The following is a 17,529-nucleotide window of genomic DNA, read 5'->3' on the forward strand; positions in this document are numbered from 1 at the left end:
AAATTAATTTAACATAATAAGATTATGTGTTGTTGAGACATATAGCTTTTTCTTGAATAGGGAGTTTGGCTAAGTATTTAAAGGCCAAGAAAAAATGCAGCCTGGATATTTCAAGCTGCATTATATGATTAACCTTTTATAAGCCAATAGGGGGTAGCCTAAGCATCCTGAGCAGTTGTTGCTTAGTTGTCGGCTTTTGCCTCTGTTTGAGCTGGAGCCTGGTCGCCATTACTATCACCATCACCATTACTGTTGTCATTGCCATTTACGCCATTTACTTGGAGTGGCTCTTGAGTAAGTGGAGTAGGGGCATCTGAGGCAACTTTGTCTACTAAGTAGAGTAGGTTTTGCCAGGCAATATCGCTGTGGGAGTTTAAACCTATCTCACAGGTGCTGGAGCTGGAGTAGCCTTTCTTGAGCTTCTTGTTTTGCTGTTGCTGCTCATTGTAGTACTCATTAAAGAGGCGTAAGGCGCTGTCATTAAGATCTGGGCAGTTAAAGCCTTTATTACCAGCAAAGCCGCAACACTTGGTACGCTCATGGACATATACCTTGCCTGTAGTACATGCCTGAGCAACAGCCTTTAATGAGCCATCCCATTTGCCCTTAACAGTAGAGCACATTGGATATACAGCTACATCCTCATCGCACTTATTAATAGTGAGGCGGTCTAATAAGACCTTTTCAATAAAGACAGGCATATCATAGAACTTAATGGAGCTATCACTTTCTTTGAGCTTCTTTAAGATTTCATAAGAGCAAGCTGAGTGGTCGCAGACTACAACATAGTTTTCATCACTGCCCACCATCTCTTTAATTACTTTTTGTAATTGAGCTGCCTTAGATTGCTCAACCTTTGGGTAATCCTTATAGGACTTACCGCAGCAAAGTGATTTTACCTTATTAGGGTAAATTACATCGATCTTGGCCTTTGCACAAAGAGTTTCGAAAACCTCTTGAATAGGGCGCTGATCTAATGATGGATCACGTGGGGCAAAAACACGATTAATACAGCTAGTAAAGTAGAGCACCTTAAGCGTGTTTTGGCTGTTAGTCTTATTCTCAAAGACATGACTGTTAGGCTTTGGCATGGTCTTTGGAACAAATGGAATACCCATTTTGTCATTAAGCTTTTTAGTAAGGGCACTTAAGCGCTCATTACCTAAAACAGCCATACCAGCATTGGCTCCAACCAACGATGCTTTGGCTAAACCCAGGGTAGAACCATATACATGAGATGAAGTGGCTGCTAGTGTCTTTCTAAATGGGCCACGCATTAAAGGTTTGAGACTTAAGGCAATCTTAGCAGTATCAATCTCTAATGGGCATAAGGTAGAACACATAGAGCAGGTAGCGCAGGTTTCAATGCCAAAATACTCATAGCCATGCTTAAGCTCTGCAAGTTCTTTATCCTCTTGCTCTGTTCTGTGGTTCATGCTCTCAAGACGAACAATTTCCCTGCGTACAGCAATACGTTGGCGAGGAGTTAAAGTAAGCTCACGGCTTGGGCAGACCTTTTCGCAGAAACCACATTCCATGCACTTATCAATAAAGTCTTCTACTTGAGCAGAGCCTTTAAAGTTTTTGGTATGCATGTTCTGATCATCAGTAATGATGACATCAGGGTTAATTAGGTACTTAGGGTCAAAAAGCTCTTTAATAGCACAGTTAACACTATATGCCTTACTGCCCCATTCACGCTCCACAAAAGGAGCTACCATGCGTCCTGTACCATGCTCAGCTTTGGTACTACCACCAAGCTTGCATACAGATTCAACCAGGGCTTCCATAAAGGCACCAAAGCGCTCTGATTCAGCCTCGTCTGAAAGGTTAGGGGTAATAATGAAGTGAACATTACCAGCTAAAGCATGACCAAAGATTGAGCCTTCAAATTTATATTCCTTAAAGAGCTCAGTAATTTCACTAATGCCCTTAGCAAAATTGTCAGTTGGATAGCACACATCCTCTGTGATTACTACTGTGCCTGATGGGCGTAGTGATGCTGATAAAGGCAAGATAGACTTACGAATCATCCAGTTGGATGCCATCTTAACTGGATCTGAGTCAAAGTGGGTGCCAAATAAAGATGGGGCTTCCTCTAGGAGCTTACTAATATAGGCAATCTTACTGTCTAAAGACTCTTGAGTGCTATCCTCTAATTGGACTAATAAAGCGCATTGACCTTCCACAGCTGTTTGTAATTCAGCAGGGGCTCCCTCAATGTCTTTGGCTGATTTTAAGCAAGCGTAGTCCATAATTTCAGCTGAGCTAACCTTATCTTGGTTGTTAGCTAAAATCTTAACTGCTACAGCAGCTTGGTCTAAAGTAGGGTAGTGGAGTAGGGCGCATGATTTAAAGGCGCTATCTTCGATACACTCATACTCAACACGTGAGGTAAAGCCCAAGGTACCTTCTGAGCCTACGAATAGGTGGTTTAAGATGTCTTTTAAGTCAGCAAAATCAACCAAGCTATTAATGCTATAGCCTGTAGTATTCTTAATGGCAAATTTACGCTTAATGAGCTCACACAAATCCTTGTCTTCAAGAATTTGAGAACGCAAGTTCATCAAGCCTTGGACAATATCAGGATGTTTCTTAGCAAAATTATCGACATCTTCGCTAGGGGCAGCACGTGAAGAAGTATCTAATACATAACCATCTCGTAAGATTACACGGATAGACTTAATAGTGTTGTAGCTGTTTTGCTTAACGCCGCAGCACATACCACTAGAATTATTATTAAAGATACCGCCAATCATGGCATTATTGATGGTTGCTGGATCAGGGCCAATCTTCTTAGCATAAGGTTTTAAGGCTTCATTAGCTTCGCAACCAATTACACCGCAATCAAGGAAGATAGAGCTCTTATCATCGCTAATCTTAATTTTTTGCCAACGAGCATTGCTTAGCACTAAGACGCTATCACTACAGGCCTGGCCGCTTAAGGATGTACCTGCGGCTCTAAAAGTAACTGGGGTTTCATACTTATTGGCTAAGCTGTAAATTTCTCTAATTTCGGCTTCATCAAAAGCACGAATTACTACTCTTGGCACATAGCGGTAGCAAGAGGCATCAGTTCCATAAGCAAAGCGGCGTAAAAAGTCGGTATAAACACGATCTTTAAACGTCTCTTGAGCCTCTTTAATAAAGCCCTCAAAATCAAGTTTCAAACTGACCTTTTCCATGACAATCCTAATCGTTAATAATTACAAAGCTTTAACCACCATCAGAAGCACAGCTTTGTGCTAAGTAATACGAAAAATGCAAGTAGCGGTGGCCAAATGTACGGATGGATTCTACAAAACGAGCTTGGATCCTAGTTAGTTTTTGCCTATTTTTAGCATGTAGCAAGCATGATTTATTAAATTATATGAACCAGATCGCATTTGCTGCTACCTAAAGTACCAGAGCAGTGCCTTTTTAGTGCTATTTTGCCCCACTTTGGTAATAAACAAACACTTTAACCCCATGTGTGAGCTAGTTCTTTTGTGAGATGCATCAAATGGCAAATTGATGCATAATGACATCAGGACAATAATCATTAAAATATTAAGTCCAATTAGCATTAGCTTACAATGCTAGTGATTAGACTTTTATTAACAACAAAGGATCAGTCTCTGTGGATACTTTTACCGAAGCAACCGATCTCGACCTTACTGATGATCAACTCTTGGCCGATCATGACAGTGATTTTGATGAATACCTGCGGGGGTATGAAACTCTCGTAGAGCAAATCAAACAAAATAAAGATAATGTAGATGAGCTCAAGCGCCTTATTAATCGTCTAAGCTCAGATTACACCCGTTTGCTCGATATGAGCTTTGATTCTTTGTTTGTTGATCTTTATAAGAATGCTCGACCAGCCTTGCTAGCTTTATTAAACAATAAAGCATGTCATAAGTACTTAGTGCCTCAGCACAACTTTCACCATCGTACGGTAATTACTACTTTAAATGAAAGACTGTATACTGCATTTAAGCATCCAGTTAACGAAGTTGAGGAAAAAGCTTTAGCGGTATTTAAGGCTGTCCGTAGTGAAGGGCTAAAGACTAAGTTTATGGCCCAGGCTTTTAAAGATGTCATTAAAAAGACTGACAAAGACCTAATTCTCAATAATTACGAGAACATTCGCTTTTGCTTATACCCTGAGCTAGGAGTTACCACCAAGTACGTGCAAGAACCAGAGCACCGTAATGAGTGCTTGCTGGTTTACTCTAATGCTCCAGCGGTAAATACTGGTCTGTTCCATCAAATTGAAAACAACATGCTAGGTGCTGACTTAGAGTGTTTCCATGTAGCCACAGGTTGGAATGCTATTATGGTCAAGCACTCTAGTAAAGATGATCCTTTAACCTTGGCTTATGTGGAACTGGATGGCTACGAGTATCTTAATGATATGAATAATGTGCCAACTCCAGTAGATCTCTATTTAGATGGTTACCATGAGCTCAAGCATGAAATTCTAGCTCACCCTAACGATATCACTGTGATTAACAGTAATATCGCTCAATTAGTAGACCAGTTTTATAAGGTTCTGGAGTACGATTTTTATAATTTCTGCTGCCAGCTCTATGAAAATGCTCCACTAGCATTGATTGCATTACTAAACTACAAGCCAAGTTTACGCTGCTTTATGAAGTGGTCATTATGTGAGGGTAGCGTAGTAGACGAGTACTTAGACCAGCTCTTGCTAACAGCTTTAGAAGAACTCGACTCACTTGATATGCATATTTGTGAAGCTCCAAGAAACCTTATCTTAAATGTTCACAATATGTCTGTTAAGCGTATCTTCTTAATTTCTGCCTTACATGATGTTTTAAGAAATACTCCTGATTTACTCTTAAAACAATGGTTGCGCAACATTAAAGTACAAGTAGGTGTAGGCCGTGATCTCTATACCTTATACAACAACCCAGCAGCCAAGAAGATCTTATTAATTGACTACACTACCTCAGTCAACTTTGAGAACAACTACGACAAGGAAATGAGCCAGAAGCTCAGCGCTGAGGTGCGTTTAGACTTGCCTCTAGGCTCCATGAAGCTCTTAGATGAGAGTGTAGTTAATACCATGGTAGGACGCTATGAGTACAATAGCTTTAAGTTCTACTATGTAGAGCTTGATCCTCAAGAAATTGAGGAATTAGCTAAAATCCTTAAAAAGGAAAAGGAAAAAGACAAAGAATAGGGTAGGCAAAAGCCTCCTCAAGGGCCTTTAAATCAGCATTTAAAGGCCTTTTTTATAAATCTTTTAACTCACTTGACTAAGTGCTATTATTAGTATGGTTCGCAAGAGTTAATAATTGCGCTTAATTTTAATCAACTCAAACTATAATTTTCTTTATTCCGTTCTTTCTGCTTTCAGGCTTTAACAGTTAGCCATTACAGCAACTATCCTATACACTCAAAGATTGAGCCTCATTAGTATTTACTGGCTCTTGGCTATTATTAGGCTCCTACTTATTAATCTCATTACACTATTGCATAAGGAATAGTATCAATGGCAATCAACAACGAGTTTCAGCAAAATCTAACCATGTATATGGAAACATTGCATCCTATCATCTATGTTAATCATTATGATTTTAATGCAATTGATGCAGCCATTAAATCTATTGCCAATGGCTATGAATGCTACGAGTTTAACAATGCTCTTGGCTTAGTAAATTTTAAGACTGGCTCACGTGTTAACAGCCAACTTGCGTATACCCATGGTTTAAACGGTGAGGAAAACTTAATTAAGTTTTTAGACTTAATGGTTAACGAGGGTTTTTCTACTCCAACTATACTGGTGTTAAAAGATGTTCACGAACTCTTGCACAAACCTTCTGTAGTCGCATATTTACGCAGAATTGCTGAGAATGTACTTTATAGCGAAGGCTATGAGTGCACTGTCTTTATTTTGTCAAATACTTTAGAAATTCCTAGAGAAATTGAAGACTACATCACTATCTTAGAAATTCCCCTTCCATCAATCAACGAAATAAAAACACAGATCCAAGAGTATGCTCAAAGCGCAGATTCTCCTATTGATAAGCAGACTTTAGATGAAATTGCCATTTCATTTAAGGGCCTTAATGAGTGTCAAATTTCGCAAATTCTTAATCTTGCCTTTTTCCATGATGGAGAGTTGTCTAGAAGTGATACTGAAATCATTCTTAAAGAAAAAGAGCAATTCCTTAAAAAATCTTCCATGCTTGAATCCATACGTTTTAAGGAAAACATTAATGATATTGGTGGCTTAGAAGAGCTCAAATTCTGGTTAAGACGTAAAGCAGAAATTTTTAAGAACCTTGATAAGGCCATCAAGTATGGCGTGGATGTTCCTAAAGGTGTAATGATTATTGGTATGCCTGGCTGTGGTAAATCACTGAGCGCCAAAGCTACTGCCGATTTATTTAAAGTGCCTTTAGTACGCCTTGATGTGGGTCGTTTATTAGGCAAATATGTAGGTGAATCTGAGGGCAATATGCGTAGAGCTCTTGCCCTTGCTGAGGGTATTAGTCCTTGTGTCTTGTGGATTGATGAGCTGGAAAAGGCCTTTAGCGGTATTGGTTCTATTGGTGGTGCCAGCGATATTACCACACGTTTATTTGGTCAATTCTTAACTTGGATGCAGGAAAAAGAAAGTCCTGTGTTTATCGTGGCTACGGCCAATGATATCTCTAACTTGCCACCAGAGCTTTTGCGCAAGGGACGTTTTGATGAATTGTTTTTTGTCGATTTGCCTAATCCTGCTGAAAGAGAAAGCATTATTAAGATTCACCTGCAAAAGCGCAAAAAGTTTAATAGCTCTATCGATTTAGCTAAATTAGCCAGCAAAACCGAAGGCTTTAACGGTGCCGACATTGAGTCTGTAGTTAAAGACGCTATTGAAATTAGTTTTGTTGAGCATAAGACCGACCTTACAACTGATGACTTATTAAAAGTTATTCATGAAACTAACTCCATTAGCAAAACCTTACAAGAGAAGATTAAAATCATCAAAGAAACTATCAACAAATACAAGATTAAGAACGCTTCTCGTTAGCTAATAGGGGGCCAAAATCTTTACCTGATTTTGGCCCTTTAACACAAAACAAGCGGCCAGCCCGCCATCCCACCAGCCTGCCAGACCACCACCGTCCTATCTTTGCAAGCTATCCCCACATCACCCATGCATACACACTACATATCCTGCTTCATCCCTTCGTCAGTGCAAGCACCCCGAAAAAACTCTATAACCTCTGTGATTTAGAGACTTTTACAAGTCAGTCCGATAGTGTCCATAATGCGCCAGCACCACCAACAGCACCAGAGCCAGCACCACAGGTCTTGTAATTTCTTTTTGATTAGGCAGCTATAAATACTGACAAGATGGGAGTTAATGCCCATACTTGCTACATGTTCTAAAGTAAGAGTTTGGTATTAAGCGTGGTACCAACTAAAAAAGCTCTGTAAGAACCAACCGATGGCTCTTAGTAGTAGCTATTAAGCAGGCAGGCAGGCACTTAAATGTACTGCCTGTTTTTATGCTCAAAACTAGCAATCATAAAGTAAAACTTCTTAGACAGCTTGTTCCTGGCAGTATCAACCTTTCAAAGGAAGCTCACCTTATCAAGCCAAGCCTTATCTCAATTGCCTTGCAACAAGCATAGGGTTAGTTAGTTACTTACTTGGGGGAGAAGCAGTAGAGTAGGTAGGTAGGTTGGTTGGTTGGTTGGTTTTCTACGATCATTAGTGTTAAGCGTGAGTACCAATACCAAACAGGCTGCTAAACTCATTTGCAGTGAAGATGTACTCTTCATGCTTTTGAAGCTCTAGTCATGGTTTTATTCGCCCGCTCCTCTAAATTAAAGCTGCTGCTCTTATATGAGAATGCATATCTGGGTGGTAAAAGAAGTTTGAGCCTTTTTGAGGGTAATAATGCATTTACAGGCCCTTAAATAGTAGTGATAAAGACAAGGATAGTGCTTGGCTTAAGAGTGCTATATTATGAGTTTCAATCTGCCCTTTAGCTTGCGCAGCTCAAAAGAAACAATCTGTAGATAGAATGCTCAATGTAATATGGGTAGCAAACTTTGCATACCGCTACAGACTAACTGATATATTGTGCTAGTATGCATACAAGTAGAAAAAATGCAGGTGGTTAACATGAAGAAGAAAAGCAAACCAACCCTCCTCATGGGCCTTACCAAGATTAGTTCCCTTAAGGATCTTAAAACAAATTTTATTTTTGATGACGTTTTAACTTATTATCAGACTGGACAACTCGTAGAATGGCTCGATGCGTTTGAATACCAGCAATTGGCAAAGCAAGTTAAAGCCATTCAAAGTAAGGATACTTTAGAGATCCTTAAAGCATTGGTAGCTATCTTTGAGATTGACATTAAGGGTGATAGCCCAGAGGCAGTTTTAGCTTACTGGAATAATCAAAGATATCAAGCTAAGTTCGAATTACTATTACGTCTCATCTATTTGAATAATGAGGATGTAAGTCAAGTCAAAGAGTTGATTAATCAATTGATCACTAACTTTGCTGACTTATACGAGCAACGGAAGTTAGAGATCTTTGAGCTTTTTGTAAGAAAGGCCCATAATGCAGCTTTTGCTATTATTAACAATCCTAAGGCCTTTAAGCCTTATATGCGTGCGATTTTAATGTACAACCATGTGCTTAAGAATCCCTTAACCAAAGCTGAATTTGAGCAATTATGTAAGTTAAATGATCTGATAGCAGCTCTTATACAAAATGATGATTACTCTCATGTTGATGTACAAGACAATTTCGAGCATATCCGCATAGCCTCCATTGAAGCTGAGGACTTATATGGCACTTATAGGCCAACGCATACTTTAATTGGTCTTGAAAAAATATTATGTCTCTATAGCAAACGCCGCAAGGACTTATGCAAAGACGGAATTGACTTTACAGACTTAGTTGCTCCATTAGCCCTTGTTTTAACTGATTGTGCCCTTGAAACTGATCTTAACTACATGGAAGACATTTTTCTAACTGTAGACATTTCATCTTATGGCATTACCGCCAAGCAATGGGAAAAAATTGCAGCAAACTGGCCAGAATGATGCTAAAACATTTGGCCTAAAGTGAGCTCATAATCAAAATATAGCTACTGCCAAGTTCTTGGTAATAAGTTGTCCACCATTTTGAAAAACCTTTATATGGTATAAGGTGTGTTTGATATGTCCATTAAAAGCAAAAGTATTATGCCTCCACCTTGGCTAGCCTTTAGACACATAGAAATGTACTCCATAGGTTGGCGCATGGGCTATGGTGAGGACTACATGTTTCGCTTTGGCGATTGGTTTGATGAATTATCTCAAGAAGAGCTCAATGAGTATCGTGAGCTTTTTCCTGCACCAATTACCTGGAGTGGTTGGTATGAGGAAGATGGTGAACCTGCGTTTTTAGAGCATGATCAATATAGCCTCTGCGCCTGGCAAGACCAAGGCAAGCCTAAATATGACCTACAATGGCTACAGCGAGAGTTTACCGCTAAAAAACGACATCATATGTGCTTTTTCTGGGGACATACTGGCCCTAAAGATGAAATTACTAAAGCCTGCTTAAGCCAATGGTATCCTCAAGAATTTTGCTTTTCGGTAGCGCATTATAGTTGCATGGAGCAATTTATGATGGCCAATAAGGCAGAGCTCTTTGGCGATATGGAAACCAAAGATAAGATCATGCAATGCAGCACTCCTAAGCAAGCTAAAGCTTTTGGCCGCATGGTTAAAGGCTTTGACCAAGAAATTTGGGATAAATTCAAGCACAGTATCGTTGTTAACGGTAATTGGCGTAAGTTTAGCCAAAATCGTGCTTTATGTGACTTTCTTATGGCTACTGGTGATAGTATCTTAGTTGAAGCTAGTCCTGTTGATAAAATCTGGGGAATAGGGCTAGCAGCTGATAATCCTGATGCCCAAAACCCATTGAAATGGAAAGGCCAGAATATGCTGGGCTTTGCTCTTATGGAAGTAAGAGATGAGTTGCAAAAAGTTAATCGCAACGAAAGTCTTTGCAATTTTGACTGCGTTATTGAGCAATAAACAGCCCTGATCCTTGCAGATTCTTAAGGAGACTAGAGCGAAAAGTGCCTACAGAGCATACATATTTAGGTTAATCTTACTTATGAACATCTGGCAATGAGAGGATCATTAAGTCATAATATTTGCCAGATTTTTATTTGCTATGGAAGGTAGGTTGTTTATGAGTACAACATTGAAATTCAACCTTATGGTTGACGGTCAAAAAGTCCGCAATTTAGAACAACTTCGAGAGAACTTTAATTTAGAAGATGTACTCGAGCACTTTTACTCAGGTAAACTGCAAAAGTGGCTCTCATCACGTGATTATCAATACGAACTAGAGCAAGTTAAAGATATTGTTTCGTACGATAAGATTGATGTTAGCAGTGAACTGCTCGATATTTTTGATATTAAGTACAACCAAAAAGATCTCAAAGACTTCATTGATGAGCTAAATCAATATGAGGCACTTGCTCAAGAAAAAGTTCAGAAGAACAGTCCTAATATTTTTGCCATAAGAAAGTCTAATCTTTCTGACAATATGGCCAGTGGTGCTTATAGTGAGTACCAAAGGCTTATTGACGAAATCTGCATGCACGATCATAAGGTAGATTTAATTAAGCAGAAGCTTGAAATTATACTAAGCAAGTATTACGAGCTTTATCTCAAAGAGAGATTAGGCTTGATTGCTCGTTTTACCCAAGAGGCCCCTAATGCATTTTTGGCTATTATTGATAGCCCTAAGGCCTTTAATCCTTTCTTGCCTGCATTACTCAAGTTTAACCAAATCATTAAAGAGCCATTAAGCGCAGACGAAAGCTACGAGCTTAAAGCCCTTAAGAATGCTTTAGACACGCTAGAGGAAAAGCATGCTTTTAACTATGACAAGATTTTAGATAATTTCTCCAATCTCTCGGCTGAAAACATTGTGGCCCAGTTTGATTATTTTGAGTACGGCTTGCCTTGCACCATAGAATTTGACCAGTGCATGTTAATCTTTTCGAGCCAGAACATAATTGAACTTAATGAGCAGCGCCCATATAAGGAAATCCCTTTTACGCCTCTGCTAATGTGCAATAACAACATTGCAGGTGAGATTGTATTTGAAGAAGAGGATGATCTCGTTGTCACTCTAGATCTCATTGACTACGATATTTCTGAGGAACAGTGGCAGCTTATTGCCAAGCGTGGCCTTACCTTGGGCTAACCCGATAACGTGGCCTATTACAGTAATTAGTTAACTATTACATCTGTTTAGCTACCTAATAGCTTTAATGGAGTTTTGTTTATGAGTACAGCATTTAAATTCAATCTATTGGTTGATGGGCAAAAAGTCCGAACTTTAGAAGAGCTTCGCAAGAACTTCAACTTAGAAGATGTTCTTGAGTACTTTTACTCTGGGAAACTACAAAAGTGGCTGGCCTCACGTGATTACAAGCACGAACTTGATCAAGTCAAAGACATTGCCTCTTCCAATAAACTTGATGTTAGCTCTAAATTGCTCGATATTTTTAATATTGAGCACGATAAAAAGGAGCTCCAATACTTCAATGTCGATGGGCAACAAGTTCGAACTGTAGAAGAGCTTCGAGAAAACTTTAACCTAGAAGATGTACTCAAGCATTTTTACTCAGGGAAACTGCAAAAGTGGCTGATCTCACATGATTACAAGCACGAACTTGATCAAGTCAAAGACATTGCCTCTTCCAACAAAAAACTCGACGTTAGCTCTAAATTGCTTGATATTTTTAAGATTGAGTACGACAAAAAGGAGCTCAAACACTTTATTGATGAGCTAAATCAATGCGAATCAATCGCTCAACAAGCAGTAGTAGGTGACAGCTCTGAACAAAGAAATACTAAGCGCACTGCTAGTCTTTCTAAAAAAGCGACCAGTAGTACTTATGACAAGTACAAAAGGCTTGTTGACGAAATCTGCATGCATGATCATAAGATTGACTTAATTAAGCAAAAGATTGACATTATAGTACGCAAGTACTACAAACATTATCTCAACGAGAGGTTAGGTCTGATCGCTCGTTTCACCAAAGAGGCTCCTTATGCTTTCTTGGCAATTATTGACAATCCAAAAGCCTTTAATCCATTCTTGCCTGCATTGCTTAAATTCAACCAAATCATTAAAGATCCATTGAGCACAGATGAAAGCAAAGAGCTGAAGGCTCTTAAGAGTACTCTGGCAACTCTTGGTAAAAATAGCTGCTTTAACTACGTCAAGATTTCAGATAATTTCTCCAATTTAAGGGCTGAAAATATTAAGTCTCAATATGGTTATTATCGAGAATGTATGCCTTGCTCAATACACTTCAAGCATTGCATGCAGCTTTTTTCTAGCCACAGTGCAATTGAGTTTGAGTATGACAAGCCTAAAAAGAAACTTGAATTTGCGCCTCTGTTAATCAGCGATTGTGATGTTTTAGGTCAGATTATCTTCGAATTAGAGGAAGATATTTTGCTTACTTTAGATCTCACTAACTACGATATTTCCGAGGAACAGTGGCAGCTTATTGCCGAGCGTGGCCTTACCTTAAAGTAAAGCCTCAGGCGCTGTACAACCTATTGCCTCGCCTTTGCCAATGACAGTGAGCGTAAAGGCAAAAGCACCATATGATGTCTTATATTAAAAGCATTGTTCAAGAGCCAATTCCTTATTATGATTGGCTCTAATATGTGCTATTACCTTGGTAAATTTTAAATGCAAAACTCCCAAGATCTCTACGATGCTCTTATTTCCGATATTGCCAACAATCCCAAGGATGTCTTTTATATCAATCAATGCATTGACCTTATTGGTCGCAAATATTTGGGCTATTTTAATAGGCAAATCTTAGAGTTATTACCTCTGTGGGCAAAGAATGCTCCTTATGCAATCTTAGCCATGATTGATAACAGCAATACCTTTAGGTTGTTCTTAGATGCCATTCTCAAGCAAAATAATATGGTTGATAAGCCTCTAAGTACTCAGGAGCGAGAACTTATACATTGCCTTAAACAAGCTCTTTCCACCATCTTTAAGCAAAAGCTAATAGACATTAACCTTATTAATACGCACTTCAAGAACTTCGCAGTAGAGTCATGCGATCCTGACAGTATTGACTATGATGAGGAGCTTCAGGGCAAATCTGTCTCGTTAGACAAAGTACTAGTAATTTTCATGAAAGGAAATATTGCTCAGGTGTTTCCTGAGTTTTATGATCACCTATTTAAGGCACCTTTGGTTATCTATAATGAAGATGAAGAGGTTGGGTTACACTACCCAAAGATGAATGAGGTCTTAATTCTACTTAACCTAAAAGCCTACGGAATTACATCAGCTCAATGGAAACTTTGTAGACTTATAAACTAATTCAACTAAAGGCTGGTAATATATCTTATGCTCTACCAATTAATTGGGGAGTAGTTTTGCGTAATCACTAAATCGATTAAACACCTTGTACTCATGGTCAGGCCTTACTTAATACTTGGTTGATGTATTAGTAGGGCCGACAACAATTTTCGTAGATTTATAATCAATAACTAAGAAGCAAGCAATGGCTACTAACAATAAGGTTAAATTAAATATCGCAAGCAAGAAGATCGGTTCACTGGAAGCTTTAAGAAACAACTTCCGTTTACATGATGTGTTATGGCTCTATCATTCTGGCGAGCTGGCTCAATGGCTTTTATTGTCAGGTTTTCAGAACGAGTATGAGCAGGTAGTTGCTCTAAACGGTAAGGAGAATATCAGTCTGAGCCGAGAGCTGGCCAAAATCTTTAAGGTTAACTGCGATAAAGACCATATAAATCTTATGGTCGAAAAGCTGCATCGCAAGTCTCCTCCTTATGCTTATAGCGAGCTGCTTGACGAAATTTGCCAAAACAATGCTGTTAAAAAGACAAATACACTTAAAGCGCTCATCAATGTCTTAATTCAGGATTATTACGATGAGTATAAGGCTAACAAAATGCAAATCTTTGAGCGTTTTGTTAATGAAGCCCCTTTAGCTGCATTGACCATACTCAATAATCCTAATGCGTTTAAGCCATTTTTACCTGCAATATTGCGCTACAACCATGTCGAAAATGAGCAAGATGTCTCTCCTGCTGATATAGATGAATTAAGCCAGTTTTCTGGTCTTCTTGGAAGAATGGCCAATTGTTATCACTTTTTATTTAACGATCCATACCATAACTTCCCTAATATCAAAATGTACTCAAAAGAACCAAATCCACTATTTGATATGGGGTACTACCCTTTTGGAACTTTAAGGAAACTAGTACTCATTGGTTCTAGCAACTATGTTGTTAATACAGGCATTGATTTTTCTGATATCTTTGCCCAATTTGCTATCATCAATATTGATGATATTTACGAACTAAACCTTGAGAAAACCCACCAAGTTTTCTTAGCAATCGATTTGATGTGCCACGAGGTCACAGAACCGCAGTGGGATGGTATCACACAAAGATGGTACGATCATGAAGAAGAATGGTATTAGCTTCACTACTAATCACAACTATAGGCTCCTCTCTAATCAGCCCGTAATAGGAACCAATTAAGGTAAGTGGTAAGATAGAGTAGGGTAAGAACATCAAGACAGGGGCCTGTGGCATATCATTATGGCCCTTTAAAACTTGCTCATAAGGCTATTACACTGCAACGTAAGACCTCTTCTCCACCGCTCCTATCATCTTTGCTTAGGCCATAGCTTTAGCCTATAGGGATATAGGGAATTAATTGCATCGCACTGAATATCAGTTGTAGTAATAGCCTTGCCTAACTTAGCTTTGCTTTACCTTGTCATTAAGACTAAAAAGACCTGATAATAATGAAGAGGTATGGAACCTCTTCTGAGTTAAGCAGCATAGCTAAGGTTAACTTCAAGCAAAAGTGCCTTATGCTATCTCCAATTGAATGCATCTTTCTAGAGCCAATTCCACATGGATGGCTCTTTTAGGTGATATTACCTTATTTTTCATAGATCCCAAAACTAAAATTAGGAAACCATGTAATGGCAAAGAACATTAAGTTTAACTTACTAGTAGGTGATAAGAAGCTCACCACGCTTGAGGCTTTACAGGAAAACTTTTATTTAGACGAAGTTTTAGATCACTATCACTCTGGTTTACTTGCTAAATGGCTTTTATCATCTGGTTTTCAGCACGAGTATGAACAAGTAAGTGCTTTAGAGGCTAAAGACAATGTTAGCCTGAGCCTAGAGCTTGCCAAAATCTTTAAAATTAGCTGCCAGAAAGAGGATCTAAAAGGTATAGTCCTAAAGCTTCATTGCAAGTTGCCTCTTCCTACTTTTAACAAACTTCTTGACGATATTTGCAAAATCAATCACTTTACCAACATAGAAAAGACTAAAGAACTAGTCGAACTCTTAGTTAAGAAGTATTACGATGAGTATGAGGCTAACAAAATGCCAATCTTTGAGCGTTTTGTTAAGGAGGCTCCTTTTGCAGCATTAGCCATTATCAATAATCCTAAAGCATTTAAGCCTTTTTTAAAGACCATTATGCGCTACAACCATGTCTACAAGACACAAGAGGTATCTCCTGCTGATATAGAGGAATTGCGCCAGTTCTCCAGCCTTATTGAAAGATTAGCTCACAGCAAGCAATATAGCTTTATAGATCTAGAGAGACATTTTTCAAACATCACAATGTACTCTATGGCTTCAACTCCAGGAAAAATTGCGCAATGGAGTATGGAGCACCCTGTAAGACTTTTTAGACAACTAATTCTCCTTCCTTTTGATGGCTATGTTGTTAATGATGGCATTGATTTTACTGATATCTTTAGCCAATTTGCTATCACCGCTATTAATGATTTTTGTGATGTTAAGTTTGAGTTTTCAGACCAAATTTTCTTAACCGTCGATTTGATGCATTATGGCATCGTAGCAACGCATTGGGCTGATATTGCTGATAGATGGGACGAGGCCTTTAATAATCGATATTAGGCTCGCCACCTAAAAAACTGTAGGCCTAATTACCACTCAGCCCATAAGATGGGTAAAGCATGGTAGGGTAGGGTAGGGTAGGGTAAGTTAAAGAACAGCAGGGCATTTACTATAGGGCCAATAGCTTATCATTATGGCCCTCTTATAATTACTAAGTTTCGGGCATCTTTAACAAGATGCCTTATAACTTATGTCATTGCTTTAGCCTACAGGGCATTAATTGCCCTGCTATGTCTCTCATTTGCAGTATTGGACTAGCCTGGCTTTGCCTTGCCTTGTAACTAAGCCTAAAAAAGACCTGATTGATATCAAAGCGGCAATGCAGAGTCTCTTTAGTATTCATAGGTATTGGTTAAGCTTAACCTTTAAGCAAATTTCTAGTGGAGACAATTCACAAGCTAAGCCGCAACAACTAACTTAGCTCAATATGTCTGACAAATATGTCCTCACAGCAAATAAGAGCTGCCAGGCGGCAAAACATATCCATATTGCTTAATTAGTAAGGTTTAAGCCATAGCACCGTTACCTTGCTGTATAAACCACCAAGGATCTTAGGTAATTATTTAAGCTACGCCTAAGCTAACATCTTATCGCCCGCTCCTACCAAATCAAAGATATCAAACATTAACTTATGGTGCTTAGAGCAAACTCGTCAATCCATACTCGATGCTATAGCAAATAAACTTTGACTTACGTCATAGGCTAGCAAACGATCAGCACATTACTAATGCTGTATAAGTTAACATATAGACCGCCAATTTGGTGTTAGCGAACAAACAGCCTATAATCATTGCTATTATCGATAACTTTGAATATTAATAAAACTACACTATTTTAACCTTTTATATAGATATATGTGATTAGGGTCACAATTTAAATTTGTGCATATATTCATTACTATCAATATGTCCGTAAAATTCTGATTATGTTATGAATTTAGGCGTTATCAAGGCGTAACTATTCTTACCGTAGTATAACGACAGTAAACATAATCGAGAGAATAACGCAGGGTAATGAAATAATTATCCTGTATCTGTCGCTCTTACACAGCGTTCAATTGTTTCTATGGTTGAAAAAATTGATTTTCCTGAAGACATTGTCTTTGCAGAGACCCTGCTATAGCGAACAGTATACGCAATTATTGCACAGACATCTGCTGATTCTTGATAAATCACTTTCTCTGTAACCATATCCTTGCTGTTTATAGCGTATAGAAGCCAAGAAGAAACATAACTCCCAAGATGAGATGCTGCTTTTTGCATAGAAACCATAAGAACACCTGATGGCTTACCTACTGGATCAGGCTTGGCATCAGAGTCACGACAGAATTGTTGCTGTTCTTTATTAAGAAGATAGTCATTTGTGGATTGATAAGCAATATACATCTTGAGTACATGTGCGATAATAGCTGCATAAACACATATGTCGCCAGTATGACTGTTGTGGTCGGGTGAACTTTCAATTGATCCAAGACTCTTGTGAGCAAGAAACATGATTTCAATCTGCCATCTTAGGCGGTACAGGCTTGCTACTACCT

Annotated in this window: 11 protein-coding genes; 9 read left to right on the forward strand and 2 right to left on the reverse strand. The window is 38.7% G+C overall.

What is annotated here, in order from left to right:
- Positions 1-182: 182 nt before the first annotated feature.
- Entirely contained in the window at positions 183-3,185 is a 3,003-nt protein-coding gene (locus tag MXE38_RS10400; RefSeq protein WP_246914501.1) for an FAD-binding and (Fe-S)-binding domain-containing protein, read from the reverse strand.
- Between the two features lie 434 nt (positions 3,186-3,619).
- Between MXE38_RS10400 and MXE38_RS10405 the strand changes: the two genes are divergently transcribed.
- From MXE38_RS10405 to MXE38_RS10445, 9 genes are all read left to right on the forward strand, one after another.
- Positions 3,620-5,185 (forward strand): hypothetical protein, encoded by a 1,566-nt coding sequence (locus MXE38_RS10405; RefSeq protein WP_246914502.1) that lies wholly within the window; start codon positions 3,620-3,622, stop codon positions 5,183-5,185.
- A 312-nt stretch (positions 5,186-5,497) separates the two neighbouring features.
- Entirely contained in the window at positions 5,498-7,027 is a 1,530-nt protein-coding gene (locus MXE38_RS10410; protein WP_246914503.1) for an AAA family ATPase, read from the forward strand.
- A gap of 1,103 nt (positions 7,028-8,130) precedes the next feature.
- Positions 8,131-9,063 (forward strand): hypothetical protein, encoded by a 933-nt coding sequence (locus tag MXE38_RS10415; RefSeq protein WP_246914504.1) that lies wholly within the window; start codon positions 8,131-8,133, stop codon positions 9,061-9,063.
- A gap of 117 nt (positions 9,064-9,180) precedes the next feature.
- A complete protein-coding gene (locus MXE38_RS10420; RefSeq protein ID WP_246914505.1) occupies positions 9,181-10,047 on the forward strand; it encodes an NADAR family protein in 867 nt (288 codons plus the stop codon).
- Between the two features lie 160 nt (positions 10,048-10,207).
- Positions 10,208-11,233 carry a hypothetical protein gene (locus MXE38_RS10425; RefSeq protein ID WP_246914506.1) on the forward strand — a complete coding sequence of 342 codons (1,026 nt, stop codon included), beginning with the start codon at positions 10,208-10,210 and terminating at the stop codon, positions 11,231-11,233.
- 81 nt (positions 11,234-11,314) lie between these two features.
- Entirely contained in the window at positions 11,315-12,580 is a 1,266-nt protein-coding gene (locus MXE38_RS10430; protein WP_246914507.1) for a hypothetical protein, read from the forward strand.
- Positions 12,581-12,739: 159 nt separating this feature from the next.
- Positions 12,740-13,390 (forward strand): hypothetical protein, encoded by a 651-nt coding sequence (locus MXE38_RS10435; protein ID WP_246914509.1) that lies wholly within the window; start codon positions 12,740-12,742, stop codon positions 13,388-13,390.
- Positions 13,391-13,574: 184 nt separating this feature from the next.
- A complete protein-coding gene (locus tag MXE38_RS10440) occupies positions 13,575-14,522 on the forward strand; it encodes a hypothetical protein (protein WP_246914511.1) in 948 nt (315 codons plus the stop codon).
- A gap of 513 nt (positions 14,523-15,035) precedes the next feature.
- Entirely contained in the window at positions 15,036-15,992 is a 957-nt protein-coding gene (locus tag MXE38_RS10445) for a hypothetical protein (RefSeq protein ID WP_246914513.1), read from the forward strand.
- A 1,022-nt stretch (positions 15,993-17,014) separates the two neighbouring features.
- Here the strand turns inward: MXE38_RS10445 and MXE38_RS10450 are convergent.
- The coding region (locus MXE38_RS10450; RefSeq protein ID WP_246914515.1) for a hypothetical protein at positions 17,015-17,529 on the reverse strand (515 nt) is incomplete at its 5' end.

The organism is Anaerobiospirillum sp. NML120448 (assembly GCF_023050945.1).
GTDB lineage: Bacteria > Pseudomonadota > Gammaproteobacteria > Enterobacterales > Succinivibrionaceae > Anaerobiospirillum.